The sequence below is a fragment of the Bradyrhizobium guangdongense genome (assembly GCF_004114975.1).
Taxonomy (GTDB): Bacteria; Pseudomonadota; Alphaproteobacteria; order Rhizobiales; family Xanthobacteraceae; genus Bradyrhizobium; species Bradyrhizobium guangdongense.
In genome coordinates this window covers 6,395,216-6,411,400 of sequence record NZ_CP030051.1, presented here as the reverse complement: position 1 = coordinate 6,411,400, position 16,185 = coordinate 6,395,216, and the positions used below count along the sequence as shown (strand labels likewise).

Genomic DNA, 16,185 nt, shown 5'->3' with positions numbered 1-16,185 from the left:
AGGAGTATCCCATGGCCGACCCCGAAACACCCGTCACCAATCCGGGGCCCGTCACCATTTCCAGCTCGAGCTCGGAACGGGCGCCGATCATCTATTTCGACGGTGCATCCTGCTTCGGCCACCACAACGGCGCGATCCAGATCGAGCTCGCCGCGAACCTCCTGATGCCGGTCGGCGCCGCCGTCAGGGTCGACGTGGTCCAGACCGCGCACTTGCGCTGCAGCGTTGCCGCCGCTCTGGCGCTGCGCGAAGCGCTCGACAAGGCGCTGGCGATGTACAAGCAGGGTCAGGAGCAGCCGCCGCTGGAAGACATTCCGGCCGTGAAGAATTGACGCCTCAGAGAAGCGATCGCATTCGAATGCGATCGCTTCTAATCAGCCGACATGCACCTTCGGCTTCCTGCCGCCGTTCCACTTGCCGTCCAGCGCGCGCTCGATCTGGGCGGCGAGTTGCAGCAAGAGGCCGTCATTGGCCTGCTTGGCGATCGCCTGGATGCCGAGCGGAAGGCCGTGCTCTTGCGCTGCCATCGGCATCGAGATCGCCGGCATGCCGCAGAGATTGGCGAGCGGCGTGAAGGCGAAGAAGCGCCAGAGATTGTCGAACCAATCGCGCACGTCAGGATTGTCGGAGATCGTGAGGTATTGCTTCGTGCCGACCTTCGGCGTCGGCAGCGCGGTGATCGGCGTCAGGATCACGTCCCACTGCTCGAAGAAGCTGCCGAAGCCGCGCGAGGTCGTGTTGAACACGCCCTGCATCTTGGCGCGTTCGGCGAAGCTGGTGTGGCGTCCGGCTTCCCAGATCCGGATGTTCATGGGCTCGATCAGATCTTCCGGCGGCTTTTCCAGCCCGCGCGCGGCCAGCATGTTGGAGATCACCACCGCGAAATTCGAGATGTAACAGGTGGTCTGCGCCTCGAACGCGGCCGGAAGGTCGAGCTCCGGCAAGGCATAGTCGACGTGGTGGCCGAGGCCCTCGAGGAAGCGTCCGGCCTTCGCCAGCTCGGCTGCGATCTCGGACGTCGCGGTGTAGTCGCCCCAGGTGTGGGACAGCGCGATGCGGAGCTTTCCGGGATCGCGCTTGATCATCTCGGAATAGGGCTGCGCCGTGGTCCAGAACGGCATGAACTCGCCGGGCGCGGGCCCTCGGGCATGGTCGACGAAGGCCGCTGTGTCGCGCACCGTGCGCGACTGGCAGCCCTGGATCGAGACGAGGCCGGTGAGATCCGACATGTGCGGCGCCAGCGAGAATACGCCGCGCGACACCTTCAGGCCGATATTGCCGTTGACGCCGGCGGGAATGCGGATCGAGCCGCCGCCGTCGGTCGCATGCGCGATCGGCACTACGCCGGCCGCGACCATCGCGGCGCTTCCGGCCGACGAGCCGCAGGTGGTGTAGTCGGTATTCCAGGGATTGCGGGTGACGTAGACCGCGGGATTGTCGGCCGAAGAGCACACGCCGAATTCCGGCGTCGTGGTGCGCCCGATCAGATTGAGGCCGGCCTGGCGGAATTTACCGGTCAGGAACGTGTCGGCCGCAGCGCGGTTACCGCGCATCAGCAGTGAGCCCATCTCCTGCAGGCGACCCTTCATGGTCGGACCCAGATCCTTCATCAGGAAGGGCAGCCCGGCGAATGGGCCGGCGAGATTGGCGCCGTCCTTGGCAGGATCGGCGATCACGTCATCGAACAGCTCGACCACGCCCGACAGCGTCGGATTGACCTTGGCAACGGCAGCGGCCGCCTGACGTGCCAATTCCTTGGCCGTCAATTCGCCCTTGCGGACGCGCGCCGCCAGGCCGACGCCATCGTGCTGCGTCCATTCATTCCAGCTCATCGGCAAAGTCATGAAGTCAGGTCCCTCGAGGTGTCGCGTCACCTTTTTCGCAAGGGCCGGCATGAATCAACTGAGCCGCCGCGAGGGGCAGGGTTGCGCCGGGCGGAGAGGTGGCCCGTTAACCGGAGAGCCGCGCGATCACCGCAACCGGTCCGCCGCCCGCCGGGCCCTGATGCTCGGCGCCGCCCGAAACGTAGACCGCGCCGGTGCCGGCAAGGCCGGCGATCAGGCCGCCGACGGCGGCGCGGGCATGGCGCGTCGCGCTGATGTCGGTGTCCTCGAGCATGGTGTGGCGGAAGCCGCGCACCGCGCCGTCGGGGGAGGCCTCGGCCTTGGCGAAGATGTTGACGAGCTCGCGGTTCGCGGCAACTTGCGGTGCGACGCCAAGCCCGACACTCGTCAATGCCGATATGACGGCCGGAGCATCGATCGCATCGCTCATGACGGCATGTCCGATCTCGAATTCGCTCGCGGAGCCTTCCGAATTGCCGAGCACGATGACGACGTTGTGCATCAGCTCGATCCCGGACGAGGTCGACGCAACCTTCGAGAACAGATCGTAGCGCCGCAGCACGTCTTCATCGCGGATGTCAGGCGCGATTTCGCCGAGCGCGACCGCAACGCCGAGCGCGGATGCGCCGCGCGAATAGGCCATCGAGCTGTAGGCGCTGGTCGTCGCGGTCTTGCTGCCGCGCGCGGCGGCCGCCTCGACACGCTCGCTGGTCAGCAGCGGACATTTGATCTGGACGAAATGGACGTCGGCGGTGTCAGTGATGCCCGCATCCGCCATCGCACCCTTCACCGCCTCGGCCGTCTCGGTGATCTGCGCCGAGCGGCCGAGTTCCTCGGGCAGGAAATCGCGAGTCTGCGCCATGCCGATGCTCAGCCGCTTGCCGGAGAGGCCTGCCGGCCGCTGTTGAATCTCCTGGCGCGTGAACACCGTGATGTGCGGGCTGAGCACGCCCTCGGTACCGCCGGACATCACGAAGGCGATGCGCTGCTCAACCGCATGGGGCGTCAGGCTGAGCTTTGGCGCCAGCGCCGTGCACAGCGCGGCGACGGCATATTCCCGGGTGAAATCGTTGACCCCGCCATTGCCTTCGGTCTTGCCGAGAATCGCCAGGATCGAATCCGGATCGACCGCGCCTGATCCGATCAGGCTCATCAGGCCGGAGACGTCGCCGGGGCCCTTGGTGGCAATCTTGAAGACGCCGACCGATGTGGTGCGCATGGAGTGTCCTTCTGGCAGTTCGGTGGTCCGGCAGGGTCAACCAGCCGTGCAAGCGGATGGATGTCAAGTGTGAGACGTCCGTAGCCCGCACGGAGCGCCGCGCAATCCGGGCAAAACGCTCGATCGTCATTCCGGGGCGCGCGAAGCGCGAGCCCGATGAAGGTGAGCTTGAAGCGGGAGCTGTTGCCACATACCCCCTCGTTGCGAGCGCAGCGAAGCAATCCAGAGTCTTTCCGGGACGAATTCTGGATTGCTTCGCTGCGCTCGCAATGACGAGTGGAGGGAGTATGCATCGAATCTCGCTTTCGTGACCCGCCCCGACATCCCCACGATTGTGGCGACATGGCATCGGTCCGACAAAAAATCCTCTGTCGACGGTTGCGTAGCGCACCTTGATGAATCAACCTCGGTTGGTCCATAAGCGGCGTCCCGCGGCCGGATTCCGGTCTGCGTCGCGTGCTTGGGAAGACAGAGGAAATCTCGCGTGGCAAATATCAACCAGAAAATTGCGCAGGAGCTTGGGGTACGGGCGGAGCAGGTTGAGGCGGCGGTGACGCTGCTCGACGGCGGCGCCACGGTTCCCTTCATCGCCCGCTACCGCAAGGAAGCGACCGGTGCGCTCGACGACGCGCAATTGCGGACCCTGGAGGAACGCCTGGTGTACCTGCGCGAGCTCGAAGATCGCCGCAAGGCGATCCTCGAATCGGTCCGCGAGCAGGGCAAGCTCGATGCCGCGCTGGAGGCCTCCATTCTCGCCGCGGACAGCAAGGCGCGCCTGGAAGACATCTATCTGCCGTTCAAGCCGAAGCGCCGCACCAAGGCGGAAGTCGCCAAGGAGGCCGGCCTCGAGCCGCTCGCCGTCAAGCTGATGGCCGAGCCCGGTAACGATCCGAAGGTCGTCGCCGAAGGCTTCATCAACGCCGAGAAGGGCGTTGCGGATGCGACTGCCGCGCTCGACGGCGCCCGCGCCATCCTGGTCGAACGCTTCGACGAGGACGCCGACTTGATCGGCGCCTTGCGCGAGGACATGTGGACCAATGCGCGCATGGCCTCCAAGGTGCGCGAGGGCAAGAAGACCGAGGGCGAGAAGTTCGCCGACTATTTCGATTTCTCGGAGCCCCTGACCAAGCTGCCGTCGCACCGCATCCTCGCGATGTTCCGCGGCGAAAAGGAGGAGATTCTCGATCTCCAGATCCAGGCCGAGGAAGCGCCGCCCGCAGGCGTTCCGGGGGCCTATGAATTGAAGATCATGAAGCGGTTCGGCATCGCCGACCTCAAGCGTCCCGGCGACCGCTGGCTGATCGACACCGTGCGCTGGGCCTGGCGCACCAAGATCCAGGTGCATCTCAACATCGACCTGCGCATGCGGTTGTGGAACGCAGCCGAGACCGAAGCCGTGCGCGTGTTCGCTTCCAATCTGCGCGATCTCCTGCTGGCCGCGCCCGCCGGCACCCGCGTCACCATGGGGCTCGATCCAGGTTACCGCACCGGCGTCAAGGTCGCCGTCGTCGATGCCACCGGCAAGGTGGTCGACACGACAGCGATCTATCCGCACGAGCCGCAACGGCAGTGGAATGAGTCGCTGGCGACGCTCGGAAGGCTGGCGATCAAGCATCGCGTCGAGCTGATCGCGATCGGCAACGGCACCGCCTCGCGCGAGACCGACAAGCTCGCGACCGAGCTGGTTAAGGGCCTTCCAGAGCTGAAGATGTCCAAGATCGTGGTGTCGGAAGCCGGCGCGTCGGTCTATTCCGCCTCGGCTTTCGCATCGGAAGAGCTGCCGGGCCTCGACGTTACGCTGCGTGGCGCAGTCTCGATCGCCCGCCGTCTGCAGGATCCGCTCGCCGAGCTCGTCAAGATCGAGCCCAAGGCGATCGGCGTCGGCCAGTATCAGCATGATCTCGGCCAGGCCAAACTGGCGAAGTCGCTTGATGCGGTGGTCGAAGATTGCGTGAACGCGGTCGGCGTTGACGTCAATACGGCGTCCGCTCCGCTGCTGGCCCGCGTGTCGGGCGTTGGCTCGGGCCTTGCACAGAGCATCGTGGCCCATCGCGATGCCAACGGCCCGTTCAAGTCGCGCAAGGCGCTGAAAGAGGTGCCGCGGCTCGGACCGAAGGCGTTCGAGCAGTGCGCCGGCTTCCTGCGCATCCTCGGCGGCGAGGACCCGCTCGATGCCTCCGGCGTGCATCCGGAAGCCTATCCGGTGGTGCGCCGGATTCTCGCGGCGACCAAGAGCGACATCAAGGCGCTGATCGGCTCGAGCGAGATCGTGCGTACGCTGAAGCCGAAGGATTTCGTCGACGAGACCTTCGGTCTGCCGACCGTCACCGACATCTTGAAGGAACTGGAAAAGCCTGGCCGCGACCCGCGCCCGGCGTTCAAGGCCGCGGTGTTCAAGGAAGGCGTCGAGGAGATCAAGGATCTCCAGAAAGGCATGATCCTCGAGGGCACCGTCACCAACGTCGCCGCCTTCGGCGCCTTCGTCGATATCGGCGTGCACCAGGACGGCCTCGTGCACATCTCGGCGATGTCCAAGACCTTCATCAAGGACCCGCGCGAGGTGGTGAAGCCGGGCGACATCGTCAAGGTCAAGGTGCTGGACTTCGAGGTCGCCCGCAAGCGCATCTCATTGACGCTCCGCCTCGACGACGAGGTCGGCGCCAAGAAGGACGCGCCCGGCATGCAGCGCGACAATTCTTCTCGCAACCCCGCCCGCATGACCTCGTCGGCCCCGCGCAAGCAGGAATCCTCCGGCGGTGGCGGTGGCGGTGCGCTCGCCGAGGCGATGCGCCGCGCCGCGGAGAAGAACAACGGCAAGCGGGCCTAGAAGTGAGCCGCCCGACATAGCGCGCGCTCTCAACATCGTCATGGCGAGCGCAGCGAAGCAATCCAGTCTTTCTCCGCGGAAACAGTCCTGGATTGCTTCGCTGCGCTCGCAATGACGCGGAGAGAGCTGGGCAACCCTCCCTAACTTCCGCGTCAGAATCTGGCGCGCTTGTAAGTTGAAGCCGCCTTCCGCTTCCTCTCTGATCCTCCTCGCGCGGCAGCATATCGCCGCGGCACGGAGGATGCTTCGATGGACAACAGGCTTCTCAAAGGCCTCACTGCGGTGACGATCGCCGCAGCGATGGCGCTCGCTTCGCCGGTTCTCGCCAGAGGTGGCGGCGGCGGTGGCGGTCATGGCGGCGGCGGCTTCGGCGGTGGTGGCCACTTCGGTGGCGGCGGCATGCACGCCGGTGGCTTCGGTGGCGGCATGCATGTCGGCGGCATGGGCGGCGCGCACTTCGCCCATGTCGGCGGACCGGGCTTCGGTGGACCTGCCTTCGGCGGCGCACGTTTCGCCCATGCGGCAATCGGGCCGCGTTTCGCCGGCGCTCCGCTCGCCACCCGCGCAGCCTTCGGTCCCCGGTTTGCCGGTACAGGCTGGCACGGCAGGCCCTTCATCGGCCGGCACGCCTTCTTCTTCCGACATCATCGCTTCCATCGGTTCGCCTTCTTTGGCGCGCCCTTCTATTACGCCAATTACTACGACGACGGTTGCTGGCGCCGGAGCTGGACGCCCTATGGATGGCAATGGGTCAATGTGTGCGGGGACAATTGGTATTAGCATCGCCGGTCCGCACCATTGTCGCGATCGCCACCGGGTGGTTCCGTTCAGCCCCGGAACGGGATAATCTGGTGGCGGTCGTCGCGCGGAGTTTGTCATGACCGGAGGCCATCGCCGCATCCTCGTCGTCGAGGACGATCCGGAAACCGCAGGCCAGCTCGTCGAGGAACTGAAGACGTCAGGCTACGAGGTCGATCTCGCCGCCACGGGGCGCGAAGCGCTCAGCCGTGGCGGAGAGCGCGACTATGCCGTGATCACCATCGATCGCATGCTGCCCGATGTCGACGGCATCACCGTGATGCGGCAATTGCGCGACGACGGCATCGCCTCGCCGTTCCTGATCATCTCCGCGCTCGGCGAGGTCGACGATCGCGTTCGCGGCCTGCGCGCCGGCGGTGACGACTACCTCGTGAAACCTTTTTCCTTCGTCGAACTGCTCGCCCGGCTCGAGGCGCTCGGCCGCCGCAGCGAGACCATCGCGAAGGAAACCATTTTGCGCGTCGGCGACCTCGCCGTGGATCTGATCGCGCGCAATGCCAGCCGCCGCGGCCGCAAGATTCCGCTGCTGCCGCGCGAGTTTCAATTGCTCGAATATCTCGTCCGCAACCAGGGCCGCGTCGTCTCCCGCGCGATGCTGCTCCAGCATGTCTGGGACCTGCATTTCGATCCCTCCACCAACATCATCGACGTCTATGTCGGGCGCGTCCGCCGCAAGGTCGACGATGCCCAGGCCTATCCGCTGATCCATACCATCCGCGGCATCGGATACTGCCTCCGTGCTCCTGGCTGACACGCTTCGCTCCTCGACCTTCCGCCTGGCGCTGATCGCAATCGCGATCTTCGGCCTGATCGTCGCGGCGATCCTCGCCTACGTCTATTTCGGCACGCTCGCCTATGTGCGGAGCCGGGTCGGCGATGCCGGCGACCACGGCGGCTTCACTGCGATGCTCGAGCTGGCGATGATTGCGGTTGCCGTGCTGCTGGTGGTGCTGTCGGGTGTCGCCGCCGTGCTGGTGACGCGGCGCACGGTCGGGCGGATCGAGGAGATCAATGCCACCAGCCGTGCCATCATGCTCTCAGGCCTCGACCGGCGCATTCCCCTGCGCGGCAGCCATGACGAATGGGACCGCGTCGCCGAAAACCTCAATCAGATGCTCGACCGCATCGAGACGCTGATGGGCGAGGTCAAGCAGGTCAGCGACAATGTTGCCCATGATCTGCGCACACCGCTGACACGGATGCGGGGACGGCTGGAAAAGGCCTATCACGCTCCGCGCGACGGCGAATCCGATGCCGCGCTGATCGGCGACACCATCGCCGATCTCGACGCCGTGCTCGGCATGTTCGCTTCCATCACGCGGATCTCGGAGATCGAGACCCGCGCCCGCCGCAGCGCCTTTCGCGCGCTCAACCTCGCCGAGATCGCCGGCGAAGTCGTCGAGCTCTATGATGCTGCCGCCGAGCAGGTCGCAACGCGCCTGAGCCTCGCCGGCGACCGCGAGGTCGCCGTGACGGGCGATCGCGACCTGCTGTTCGATGCCATCGCCAATCTCGTCGACAACGCGATCAAGCATGGCCGCCCCGGCGGAAAGGTCACCGTGACCTGTCGCAATGGCGGCGATGGCGCGACGATCGCCATCGCCGACGATGGCCCAGGCATCGTCAGCGACCAGCATGATCACGTGTTCAAGCGCTTCTACCGCCTCGAGCAGAGCCGCTACACGCCCGGCAACGGCCTCGGCTTGAGCCTGGTGGCGGCGGTGTCGCGGCTGCATGGCGCCGAGATCGCTTTGCACGACAATGCGCCGGGCCTGACGGTCCAGCTCAGCTTCCCAAATGCGCTATAGCTCGATCACGCCGCGGCGCGCCGCATGCGCCACCGCATCGGTACGCCCGGTCGCGTCCAGCTTGTCGAGCAGCGAGCCGACGTGGAACTTCACCGTGTGCACGGAGATGTTGAGCTGGCGCGCGATCATCTTGTTGGAGGCGCCTTCCGCCATCAGCGCCAGCACGTCGAGCTCGCGCTGCGTCAGGGCAATGTCCTCCGGCATGACGCGCGGATCGCGCGCGACGATGGTCGCATTGGCGATCTCCCCGTGCGCGGCAAGGCGAAGCCCCGCGACATTGCCGAGCAACGTCGCGAGGCGGTCGGCGAGGGCGGGATCGTCTATCTCGAGCGACAGGACGATGTCAGCCGTGGTGTCCTCGCTCACGCCTCCGGCCTCTCGCCGATCGTGACCTTGAAGCTGACAGGCTCGCCGCCGCGGCGGACCGCGACGTCGACCACGGTGCCGACGCTTGCAGGTCCCAACGTTCGTGACAATGCGCGGACGCCCGAGAGCTTCTGGTCGTTGACTGCGACGATCACGTCCCCCTGCCGGATGCCGGCCGTGGCCGCCGGTCCGGCCTTGTCGACGTTCATCACCATCGCGCCGAGGCCGTCGTCGAGCCGGAGCGGCTGGAGGCCGAGCCCGAGATATCCGCGGGCAATGCGGCCGCGGCTCTCCAGCTGCGCCGCGACGCGCTCGATCGTTGCCGTCGGGATCACCAGCACCCGCCGAGGCCCGAGCACGGCCATGCCGAGGGGCTCGCCCGAGGCGTTGAGGGCAAGGCCGCCCTCCTGGCTCGGACGCAGGCGAACATCGAGCTCGATCCGGGCATCGATCTCGCCGCCGCGCAGGGAGCGCCACCCCTTGCCGGAGACCGACACCATCCCGAGCGCCGCGCTCGGGGCATCGCGATTGGTGGACACCACGACCGACAGCGCGCCGAGGGCAGGGACGGTCGCGGCCAGCTTCACCGGAGCGATGGCTGTATCGGCGCGCAGCAATGCAACATCAGTGGTGTGATCGCGGCCGACGACCGTGGCGGCAACCGTGCTGCCGTCGGCAAGCACGATCTGGACCTCGCCCTCGTCGGCCAGCGCCTCGTCGGCGGTGACGATCAGGCCTGTCTTCCAGACAAAGCCGGTCGAGCGGGAGCGATGCGAATGGACGGAGACGACGGAGGGCGCGGTCCGCGCCACGACATCCGCGAGCGCCGACGATAACGAAATGAGAGCGGTGAGGTCGGTCATGGAAGGCTCCTGTAAGCTGTCCACAATCTGGGATGTGGCGGCAATTTGCGAAACTGGCCGGTTGGCCAGTCCTCCCTACGGCCACGCCCGACGAGCATGGGATTGGGAGCCGCTCACGGGAACGTGTAGCCGCGCGCTGGTGCGACCGCTCAAGGCGTAAGCGGCAGCTCAGAGCTCGCGATAGGCACGCTCGCCGGTTTCGGGCCGCATGAACACCCCGACGCGCTTGTTGGTCTCGGGATCGATGAAGCGTTCGCCGGTGTCGACCCAGCCGGGGCCGATCGGCTGCTTCGAAGCCGGCTTGTAGCGGGTGTCGTAGATGTAGCTCGCGATCAGGCCGATCCCGACGAATGTCACCGGCACGCCGAACGGAAAGAAATGGCCGACGGCGAGCAGCAGGATCGCGATCACAAGCGCGGCGATACCGATCGGCAGCGACATGCTAGTGCGCGGGTTCGACGACGACGGCCGTTCCGTAGGCGACGATCTCGCTCATGGTCTGGCCGATCTCGGCGGAGTCAAACCGCATCATCACGATCGCATTGGCGCCCATCGCGGTAGCGTTCTCGACCAGGCGGTCGATGGCGTGACGGCGCGCGTCTTCCAGCAGCCGTGTATATTCCGGAATCTCGCCGCCGACGATCGAGCGCAGGCCGGCGACGATATTGCCGCCCAATCCGCGGCTGCGGACGACAATGCCAAAACACTGGCCCAGCGTCCGAACCACGCGGTGGTTCGCGACGTTCTCGGTGGTGACGATCAACATGGGGCGTTCCTGCCTGGTTGCACGCCACCATTAGTACGATTCGGGACGGAACGGTTCATTGGCGCCTATCCTCAGGATATCATCAATGCCGCCTCGCCGTACCCAGGACGTTGTCCCAACGGTAGGAATAGCCAACGCCGATGATGTAATCCGGCGAATTCCGGTTAAGGCCGAACGCCAGGTGGAAATCGATCTGCTCGGTCCGGTTCAAGAGATAGCCGCCGCCGATATTGAACAGCGCGGTGCTGGCCCCGCGCGAGGGATAATCGCCGACATATTCGGCGAACAGCGCCAGCTTGTCGTTGACCTTCCGCTCGACCACGAAGGTCGCCTCGCTGGTCTGGCGGTTGGCGGGATCCGACGGTCGTAAGAAACTCGTGAACATGCCGCTGATTCCCCAGCCGCCGCCGAGTTCGTAGGACCAGGGCACCTGCAGATAGGGTTGAAGGCCAGGGCCTGATATCGCGGGCGTGCCGGTCGGCAGACCGACCCCTGCTACCACCGAGAGATTGGCCGGCTCCGGCAGCCCACTGACCTGCCATTTCACGGCGGGGGTGACGTTGGTAAAACCGGTGTCGACCGGGCCGGCCAGTCGCCCCACATAACTCGGCACGTCTACCAGCACTTCGAGGCAGGGCGCGACACCAAAACGGAGCCGGCTGTTGCTGCCGTCAAATCCCTTCGCCGCGCTCTGGCCCGATGTGTTGAGGCCGTTCTCGACCTGGATGCTGCCGGCAGGCACGACCAGGCTGGAATTGGTCACGTCAGGGCGATCGGTCGCGATCTCCGATTGCGGCGAGGGGCACTCACCCGCTTCGGCCATGCCGGGGCACGCCGCGACGGCGAGGAGCCCGACGCAGCGCCAAGAACCCCGCCGGCGCGGGAGGACAAGTCGCAAAATCACCAATACGCTCTTCAAAGGCAGTGTGCTTGCTGGCAATACGACCCCATGTTAGCACGCACCGGATCGCGCGCCTGTCAGGCAAGACTCAGCTTTCCCGGACTTTATTCCCGACATGACCGAATTTCGCGGCGTCTTTCCCTATCTGGTCTCGCCCGTCAGTGCCGACGGCGCAGTGCGGACCGATGTCCTCACAAAGCTCTGTGACGATCTGATCGAGGCCGGCGTGCATGGACTGACGCCGCTCGGCTCGACCGGCGAGTTCGCCTATCTCGATGCCGCACAGCGCCTGGCGGTCGTGCAGACCACGATCGCGGCTGCGAAAGGCCGCGTGCCCGTGGTGGCGGGCGTTGCGTCCACCTCGACGGCCGACGCTGTGGCGCAGGCGAAGGCCTATCAAAAACTCGGCGCCGACGGCATCCTGGCGATCCTCGAGGCCTACTTCCCGCTCGCGGATGCCCAGGTCGAATCCTACTTTCGCAGCATCGCGGATGCCGTGGACATTCCGGTCGTGATCTACACCAATCCGCAATTCCAGCGCTCGGATCTGACCCTCGACGTCATTGCACGCCTCGCCGCGCATCCGCGCATCGGCTACATCAAGGACGCCTCGACAAACACGGGACGGCTGCTCTCGATCATGAATCGCTGCGGCGATTCCTTGCGCGTCTTCTCCGCCTCCGCCCATATCCCGGTTGCGGTGATGCTGATCGGCGGGCTCGGCTGGATGGCGGGTCCGGCCTGCATCATCCCGCGCCAGAGCGTTAAGCTCTACGACTTCTGCCGCGCCGGCCGCTGGGACGAGGCCATGGCGCTCCAGCGCAGGCTTTGGCGCATCAATGAGGCCTTCGCCCGCTTCAACCTCGCCGCTTGCATCAAGGCCGGCCTTGCGATCCAGGGCTACGACGTCGGCGATCCCGTCCCGCCGCAGGCGCCGTTGACGGCGGATGCGCGCAAGGTGGTGGAAGCGGCGCTCAGGGAGCTGACGTGATCGTCATGACGAAATCGTAGGTAACCCGCCCGAAACCGCGGCTGGTCTGACCTCGATTGGTCCGCTAAAAGGCAGCCCGCATTGAAGACCTCGAGGACCCAGCGGAATGAACATCCTTCCCGGCAATCTGCGTTTCGGAGCGGGCCAGCCCGTCAAGCGTTTGGAAGACCAGCGGCTGCTCACCGGGAAGGGACAATTCATCGACGACAAGCCGGAGGACGGCGCGTTGTGGTTGCACGTGCTGCGCTCGCCGCATGCCCACGCGAAGATCGTCTCGATCGACACCGGCGCAGCCGCATCGATGCCGGGCGTTACCGCGATCTACACCGGTGCTGATCTCGTCAAGGACGACATCGGCGCGATTCCGACGCTGAGCATCTTCAAGCGTCCTGACGGCAAGCCGATGACGGTGCCGCCGCGCCGCCTGCTCGCCCATGAGGTGGTGCGCTATGCGGGCGAAGCAGTCGCGGCTGTGGTCGCCTCGTCGCGTGCCGACGCGCAGAGCGCCGCCGAGGCGATCATGGTCGAGTATGACGTGCAGCCCGCCGTGGTCGATCCGCGCGAGGCCGTCAAACCCGGCGCGCCATTGGTGTGGCCGGAGGCGCCCGACAACATTGTCGGCGCGATGAGCTATGGCGATGCCGCCAAGGTGGACGAGGCGTTTGCCAAGGCCGCGCACACGGTCGAGCTCGATCTCGTCAGCCAGCGTCTCGTTCCTTCCGCGATGGAGCCGCGCTCGACCATTGCCGAAATCGACAAGAAGACCGGCCGGCTGCTTCTCCATCTACAGTCGCAGACCCCGGCCTCGACCCGCGACGTGCTGGCCGAAGCCGTGCTGAAGCGTCCCAAGGACAGCGTGCGCGTGCTGGTCGGCGACATCGGCGGCGGCTTCGGCCAGAAGACGAATCTCTATCCCGAAGACGGCATCGTCGCCTACGCCGCGACCAAGCTGAACAGGAAGATCCGCTGGCGCGGCGATCGTACCGACGAATTCGTCGGCGGCACCCACGGCCGAGATCTCACCTCGACCGCGTCCTTCGCGCTGGACGAGAAGGGCAAGGTGCTCGCCTATCGTGTCAGCTCGATCGGCTGCACCGGCGCCTACTCCTCGGGCGCGGGCAACATCATCCCGCTGGTGCTCGGGCCGTTCGTGCAAACCGGGGTCTACGATCTGCCGCTGGTGCATTTCGAGGTGAAGTCGGTGATGACCCACACCGCGCCGGTCGGCGCCTATCGCGGCGCGGGCCGGCCGGAGGCGGTCTTCATCGTCGAGCGCCTGTTCGACGCGGCCGCGCGAAAGATCGGGATGGATCCGCGGGCGATCCGCAAGGCAAACTACATCAAGCCGGCGCAGCTGCCCTACACCAACGCCGCCGGGCAAGTGTACGATTCCGGCGCCTTCGCCCACATGCTCGATCGCGCCGTGAAGCTTGCCGATTGGGATGGCTTTGCCGCGCGCAAGAAGGCGGCGAAGAAGAAGGGCCTGCTCTACGGCCGCGGCCTGACTTCCTATATCGAATGGACCGGCGGCCGCGCGCATACCGAGAAAGTCAGCCTGCACGCGACCGCGCAGGGCCGCGTCGTGCTGCATTCCGGCACCATGGCGATGGGGCAGGGGCTGCAGACCACCTACACCCAGATGATCTCCGACACGCTCGGCATCCCCATGGACAAGATCGACGTCGTGCAGGGCGACACGGATCTCGCCATGGGCTTCGGCAGCGTCGGCTCGCGCTCGCTGTTCGTCGGCGGTACGGCGGTCGCGGTTTCCTCCAACGACCTGATCCAGAAGGCGCGCGAGAAGGCGGCGCACGTGCTGGAGACCTCGGTCGAGGACATCGAGTATCAGGGCGGCATGCTCACCGTGGTCGGCACCGACCGCCGCATCAGCCTGTTCGATCTCGCCGAGAAGGAGAGCGGCGCCAAGCTCAGCGTCGATTCCGAAGGCGAGGTGGATGGGCCGAGCTGGCCGAACGGCACGCATATCTGCGAGGTCGAAATCGATCCTGAAACCGGAATGTCAAAGGTCGTGCGTTACACCACTGTCGATGACGTCGGCGTCGCCGTGAACCCGATGCTGGTGACCGGACAGATTCATGGCGGCGTCGCACAAGGCATCGGCCAGGCGCTGTACGAAGGCGTCTCCTATGACGCTGATGGTCAGCTCCTCACCGCCAGCTACCAGGATTACTGCATCCCGCGTGCCGACGATGTGCCTCCGATCGTGGTGACGCTGGATGATACCGCGCCCTGCCGCACCAATCCGCTCGGCGCCAAGGGCTGCGGCGAATCCGGCGCCATTGGCGGCCCGCCTTGCGTCACCAACGGCGTGATGGACGCGCTGAGCGAACTCGGCATCACCCAACTGAACACGCCGCTGACACCGCAGAAGATCTGGAAGGCAATCAGGGACGCGAAGGCTGGATAGCAGCCTCGCCCCGGCCGTCATTGCGAGCGCAGCGAAGCAATTCAGGTCCCTTCGCGGAAAAAGTCTGGATTGCTTCGTCGCACCAGCGCAAAATCGCTTCGCGATTTTGTCGCGAGCTCCTCGCAATGACGATCGAGAGAGCCGTCGCCCTCAAATCCCAAGCATCATCTTCGCAATGATATCGCGCTGGATCTCCGAGGTGCCGCCGAAGATCGTGTAGGCGCGGCCGTTGAGATATTCCGGTACCACGGTCAGCATGTCCTCGGGCAGCGCCGGCTCGTGGTTGAGCTTGTAGAGCGGGCGCATCGGCTCGACGGCAAGTGCGTCGTGGCCAATCACGTCGACCCCTAACCGCGTCACGGCCTGGCGGATCTCACTGTTGCGCAGCTTCAGAATCGATGACACCGCGCCGGGGTTTTGCCCGGTCTGAAGTGCCGACAGCACGCGCAGCTCGGTCATCTCCAGCGCGTCGATGTCGACCTCGACCTCGGAGATGCGGGAGGCGATGTCAGGGCTGTCGATCGCGCGGCCGGTGAGATCGGACTCGGCGAGTTCGGTGATGGCGCGCAGCCCCTCGCGCAGCTTGGCGGATGCGATGCCGGAGCCGCGCTCGAACTCGAGCAGATATTTGCCGTAGGTCCAGCCCTTGCCTTCCTCTCCGACGCGGTTGGCGACGGGCACGCGTACGTCGTCGAAGAACACCTGGTTGACCTCGTGGTCGCCGCCGATGGTGAGGATCGGCCGCGTGGTGATGCCAGGCGTCTTCATGTCGATCAGGATGAAGCTGATGCCGTCCTGCTGCCGCGGCCCGTCGCTGGTGCGGACCAGCGCGAACATGCGGTTGGCGTGATGGGCATGCGTGGTCCAGATTTTGGTGCCGTTGATGACGTAGTCGTCGCCGTCGCGCACCGCGCGCGTCTTGAGCGAGGAGAGATCGGAGCCGGAGCCCGGTTCGGAATAACCCTGGCACCAATAGTCCTCGCCGGAGAGGATCCGCGGCAGATAGAAATTCTTCTGCTCCGGCGAGCCGAAACCTATGATGACGGGGCCGACCATCTTCACGCCCATCACGTTGACGTTGGGCGCGCCGGCCCGCGCGCATTCGGTCTCGAAAATCCAGCGCTGCGCCGGGGTCCAGTCCGGCCCTCCATGCTCGACCGGCCAGCCCGGGGCGCCCCAGCCGCGGCCGTGCAACGCGCGCTGCCAGGCCATGCCGATGTCAGGATCGGAGAATACCGACGGGGTCAGCGCGGTGGCGCGCTTCATCTCCTCGGTAAGATTTTTGGCGATGAAGCTGCGCACTTCGCTCTGGAAGGCGCGCTCTTCGGCATTGAACGACAGGTCCATGATGCG

The 16,185-nt window shown here is 65.7% G+C and carries 15 protein-coding genes; 7 read left to right on the top strand and 8 right to left on the bottom strand.

Features of this window, described 5'->3' with window-relative positions; translation table 11 throughout:
* Positions 1-11 precede the first annotated feature (11 nt).
* Positions 12-332 (top strand): hypothetical protein, encoded by a 321-nt coding sequence (locus X265_RS30590; RefSeq protein ID WP_128968211.1) that lies wholly within the window; start codon positions 12-14, stop codon positions 330-332.
* Positions 333-374: 42 nt separating this feature from the next.
* Here the strand turns inward: X265_RS30590 and X265_RS30585 are convergent, their stop codons facing one another.
* Both X265_RS30585 and atzD read right to left on the bottom strand, forming a co-directional pair.
* Complete coding sequence (locus tag X265_RS30585; protein WP_164938867.1) at positions 375-1,844, bottom strand: amidase; 1,470 nt, start codon at positions 1,842-1,844, stop codon at positions 375-377.
* Positions 1,845-1,950: 106 nt separating this feature from the next.
* Positions 1,951-3,063, bottom strand: coding sequence for a cyanuric acid amidohydrolase (gene atzD / locus X265_RS30580; RefSeq protein ID WP_128968210.1), 1,113 nt, complete (start codon positions 3,061-3,063; stop codon positions 1,951-1,953).
* A gap of 484 nt (positions 3,064-3,547) precedes the next feature.
* On the opposite strand from atzD, the gene X265_RS30575 reads away from it, so the two are divergent.
* From X265_RS30575 to X265_RS30560, 4 genes are all read left to right on the top strand, one after another.
* Entirely contained in the window at positions 3,548-5,890 is a 2,343-nt protein-coding gene (locus X265_RS30575; protein WP_164938866.1) for a Tex family protein, read from the top strand.
* 249 nt (positions 5,891-6,139) lie between these two features.
* Positions 6,140-6,670 carry a hypothetical protein gene (locus X265_RS30570; RefSeq protein WP_128968208.1) on the top strand — a complete coding sequence of 177 codons (531 nt, stop codon included), beginning with the start codon at positions 6,140-6,142 and terminating at the stop codon, positions 6,668-6,670.
* 97 nt (positions 6,671-6,767) lie between these two features.
* Positions 6,768-7,460 carry a response regulator transcription factor gene (locus tag X265_RS30565; RefSeq protein WP_128968207.1) on the top strand — a complete coding sequence of 231 codons (693 nt, stop codon included), beginning with the start codon at positions 6,768-6,770 and terminating at the stop codon, positions 7,458-7,460.
* Positions 7,447-8,517 (top strand): sensor histidine kinase, encoded by a 1,071-nt coding sequence (locus X265_RS30560; protein ID WP_128968206.1) that lies wholly within the window; start codon positions 7,447-7,449, stop codon positions 8,515-8,517. Before X265_RS30565 ends, X265_RS30560 begins: the two co-directional genes overlap by 14 nt.
* Here the strand turns inward: X265_RS30560 and X265_RS30555 are convergent.
* The 5 genes from X265_RS30555 to X265_RS30535 form a co-directional block, all read right to left on the bottom strand.
* A complete protein-coding gene (locus X265_RS30555; protein ID WP_128968205.1) occupies positions 8,512-8,883 on the bottom strand; it encodes a response regulator transcription factor in 372 nt (123 codons plus the stop codon). The two genes, X265_RS30560 and X265_RS30555, sit on opposite strands and share 6 nt — an antisense overlap.
* Entirely contained in the window at positions 8,880-9,746 is an 867-nt protein-coding gene (locus X265_RS30550) for a S1C family serine protease (protein WP_128968204.1), read from the bottom strand. Before X265_RS30550 ends, X265_RS30555 begins: the two co-directional genes overlap by 4 nt.
* A 168-nt stretch (positions 9,747-9,914) precedes the next feature.
* Positions 9,915-10,187: a hypothetical protein gene (locus X265_RS30545; protein ID WP_128968203.1), complete on the bottom strand. Its 273-nt coding sequence runs from the start codon at positions 10,185-10,187 to the stop codon at positions 9,915-9,917.
* A 1-nt stretch (position 10,188) separates the two neighbouring features.
* Positions 10,189-10,512: a YbjQ family protein gene (locus X265_RS30540; RefSeq protein ID WP_128968202.1), complete on the bottom strand. Its 324-nt coding sequence runs from the start codon at positions 10,510-10,512 to the stop codon at positions 10,189-10,191.
* An 82-nt stretch (positions 10,513-10,594) separates the two neighbouring features.
* Positions 10,595-11,335: a transporter gene (locus tag X265_RS30535; protein WP_128968201.1), complete on the bottom strand. Its 741-nt coding sequence runs from the start codon at positions 11,333-11,335 to the stop codon at positions 10,595-10,597.
* A 193-nt stretch (positions 11,336-11,528) separates the two neighbouring features.
* On the opposite strand from X265_RS30535, the gene X265_RS30530 reads away from it, so the two are divergent.
* Both X265_RS30530 and X265_RS30525 read left to right on the top strand, forming a co-directional pair.
* Positions 11,529-12,404: a dihydrodipicolinate synthase family protein gene (locus X265_RS30530; protein ID WP_128968200.1), complete on the top strand. Its 876-nt coding sequence runs from the start codon at positions 11,529-11,531 to the stop codon at positions 12,402-12,404.
* Between the two features lie 106 nt (positions 12,405-12,510).
* Positions 12,511-14,832: a xanthine dehydrogenase family protein molybdopterin-binding subunit gene (locus X265_RS30525; protein ID WP_128968199.1), complete on the top strand. Its 2,322-nt coding sequence runs from the start codon at positions 12,511-12,513 to the stop codon at positions 14,830-14,832.
* 150 nt (positions 14,833-14,982) lie between these two features.
* Here X265_RS30525 and X265_RS30520 read toward each other — a convergent pair whose 3' ends face one another.
* Positions 14,983-16,179, bottom strand: a complete 1,197-nt coding sequence (locus tag X265_RS30520) for an acyl-CoA dehydrogenase family protein (protein ID WP_128968198.1) — start codon at positions 16,177-16,179, stop codon at positions 14,983-14,985.
* Positions 16,180-16,185 lie beyond the last annotated feature (6 nt).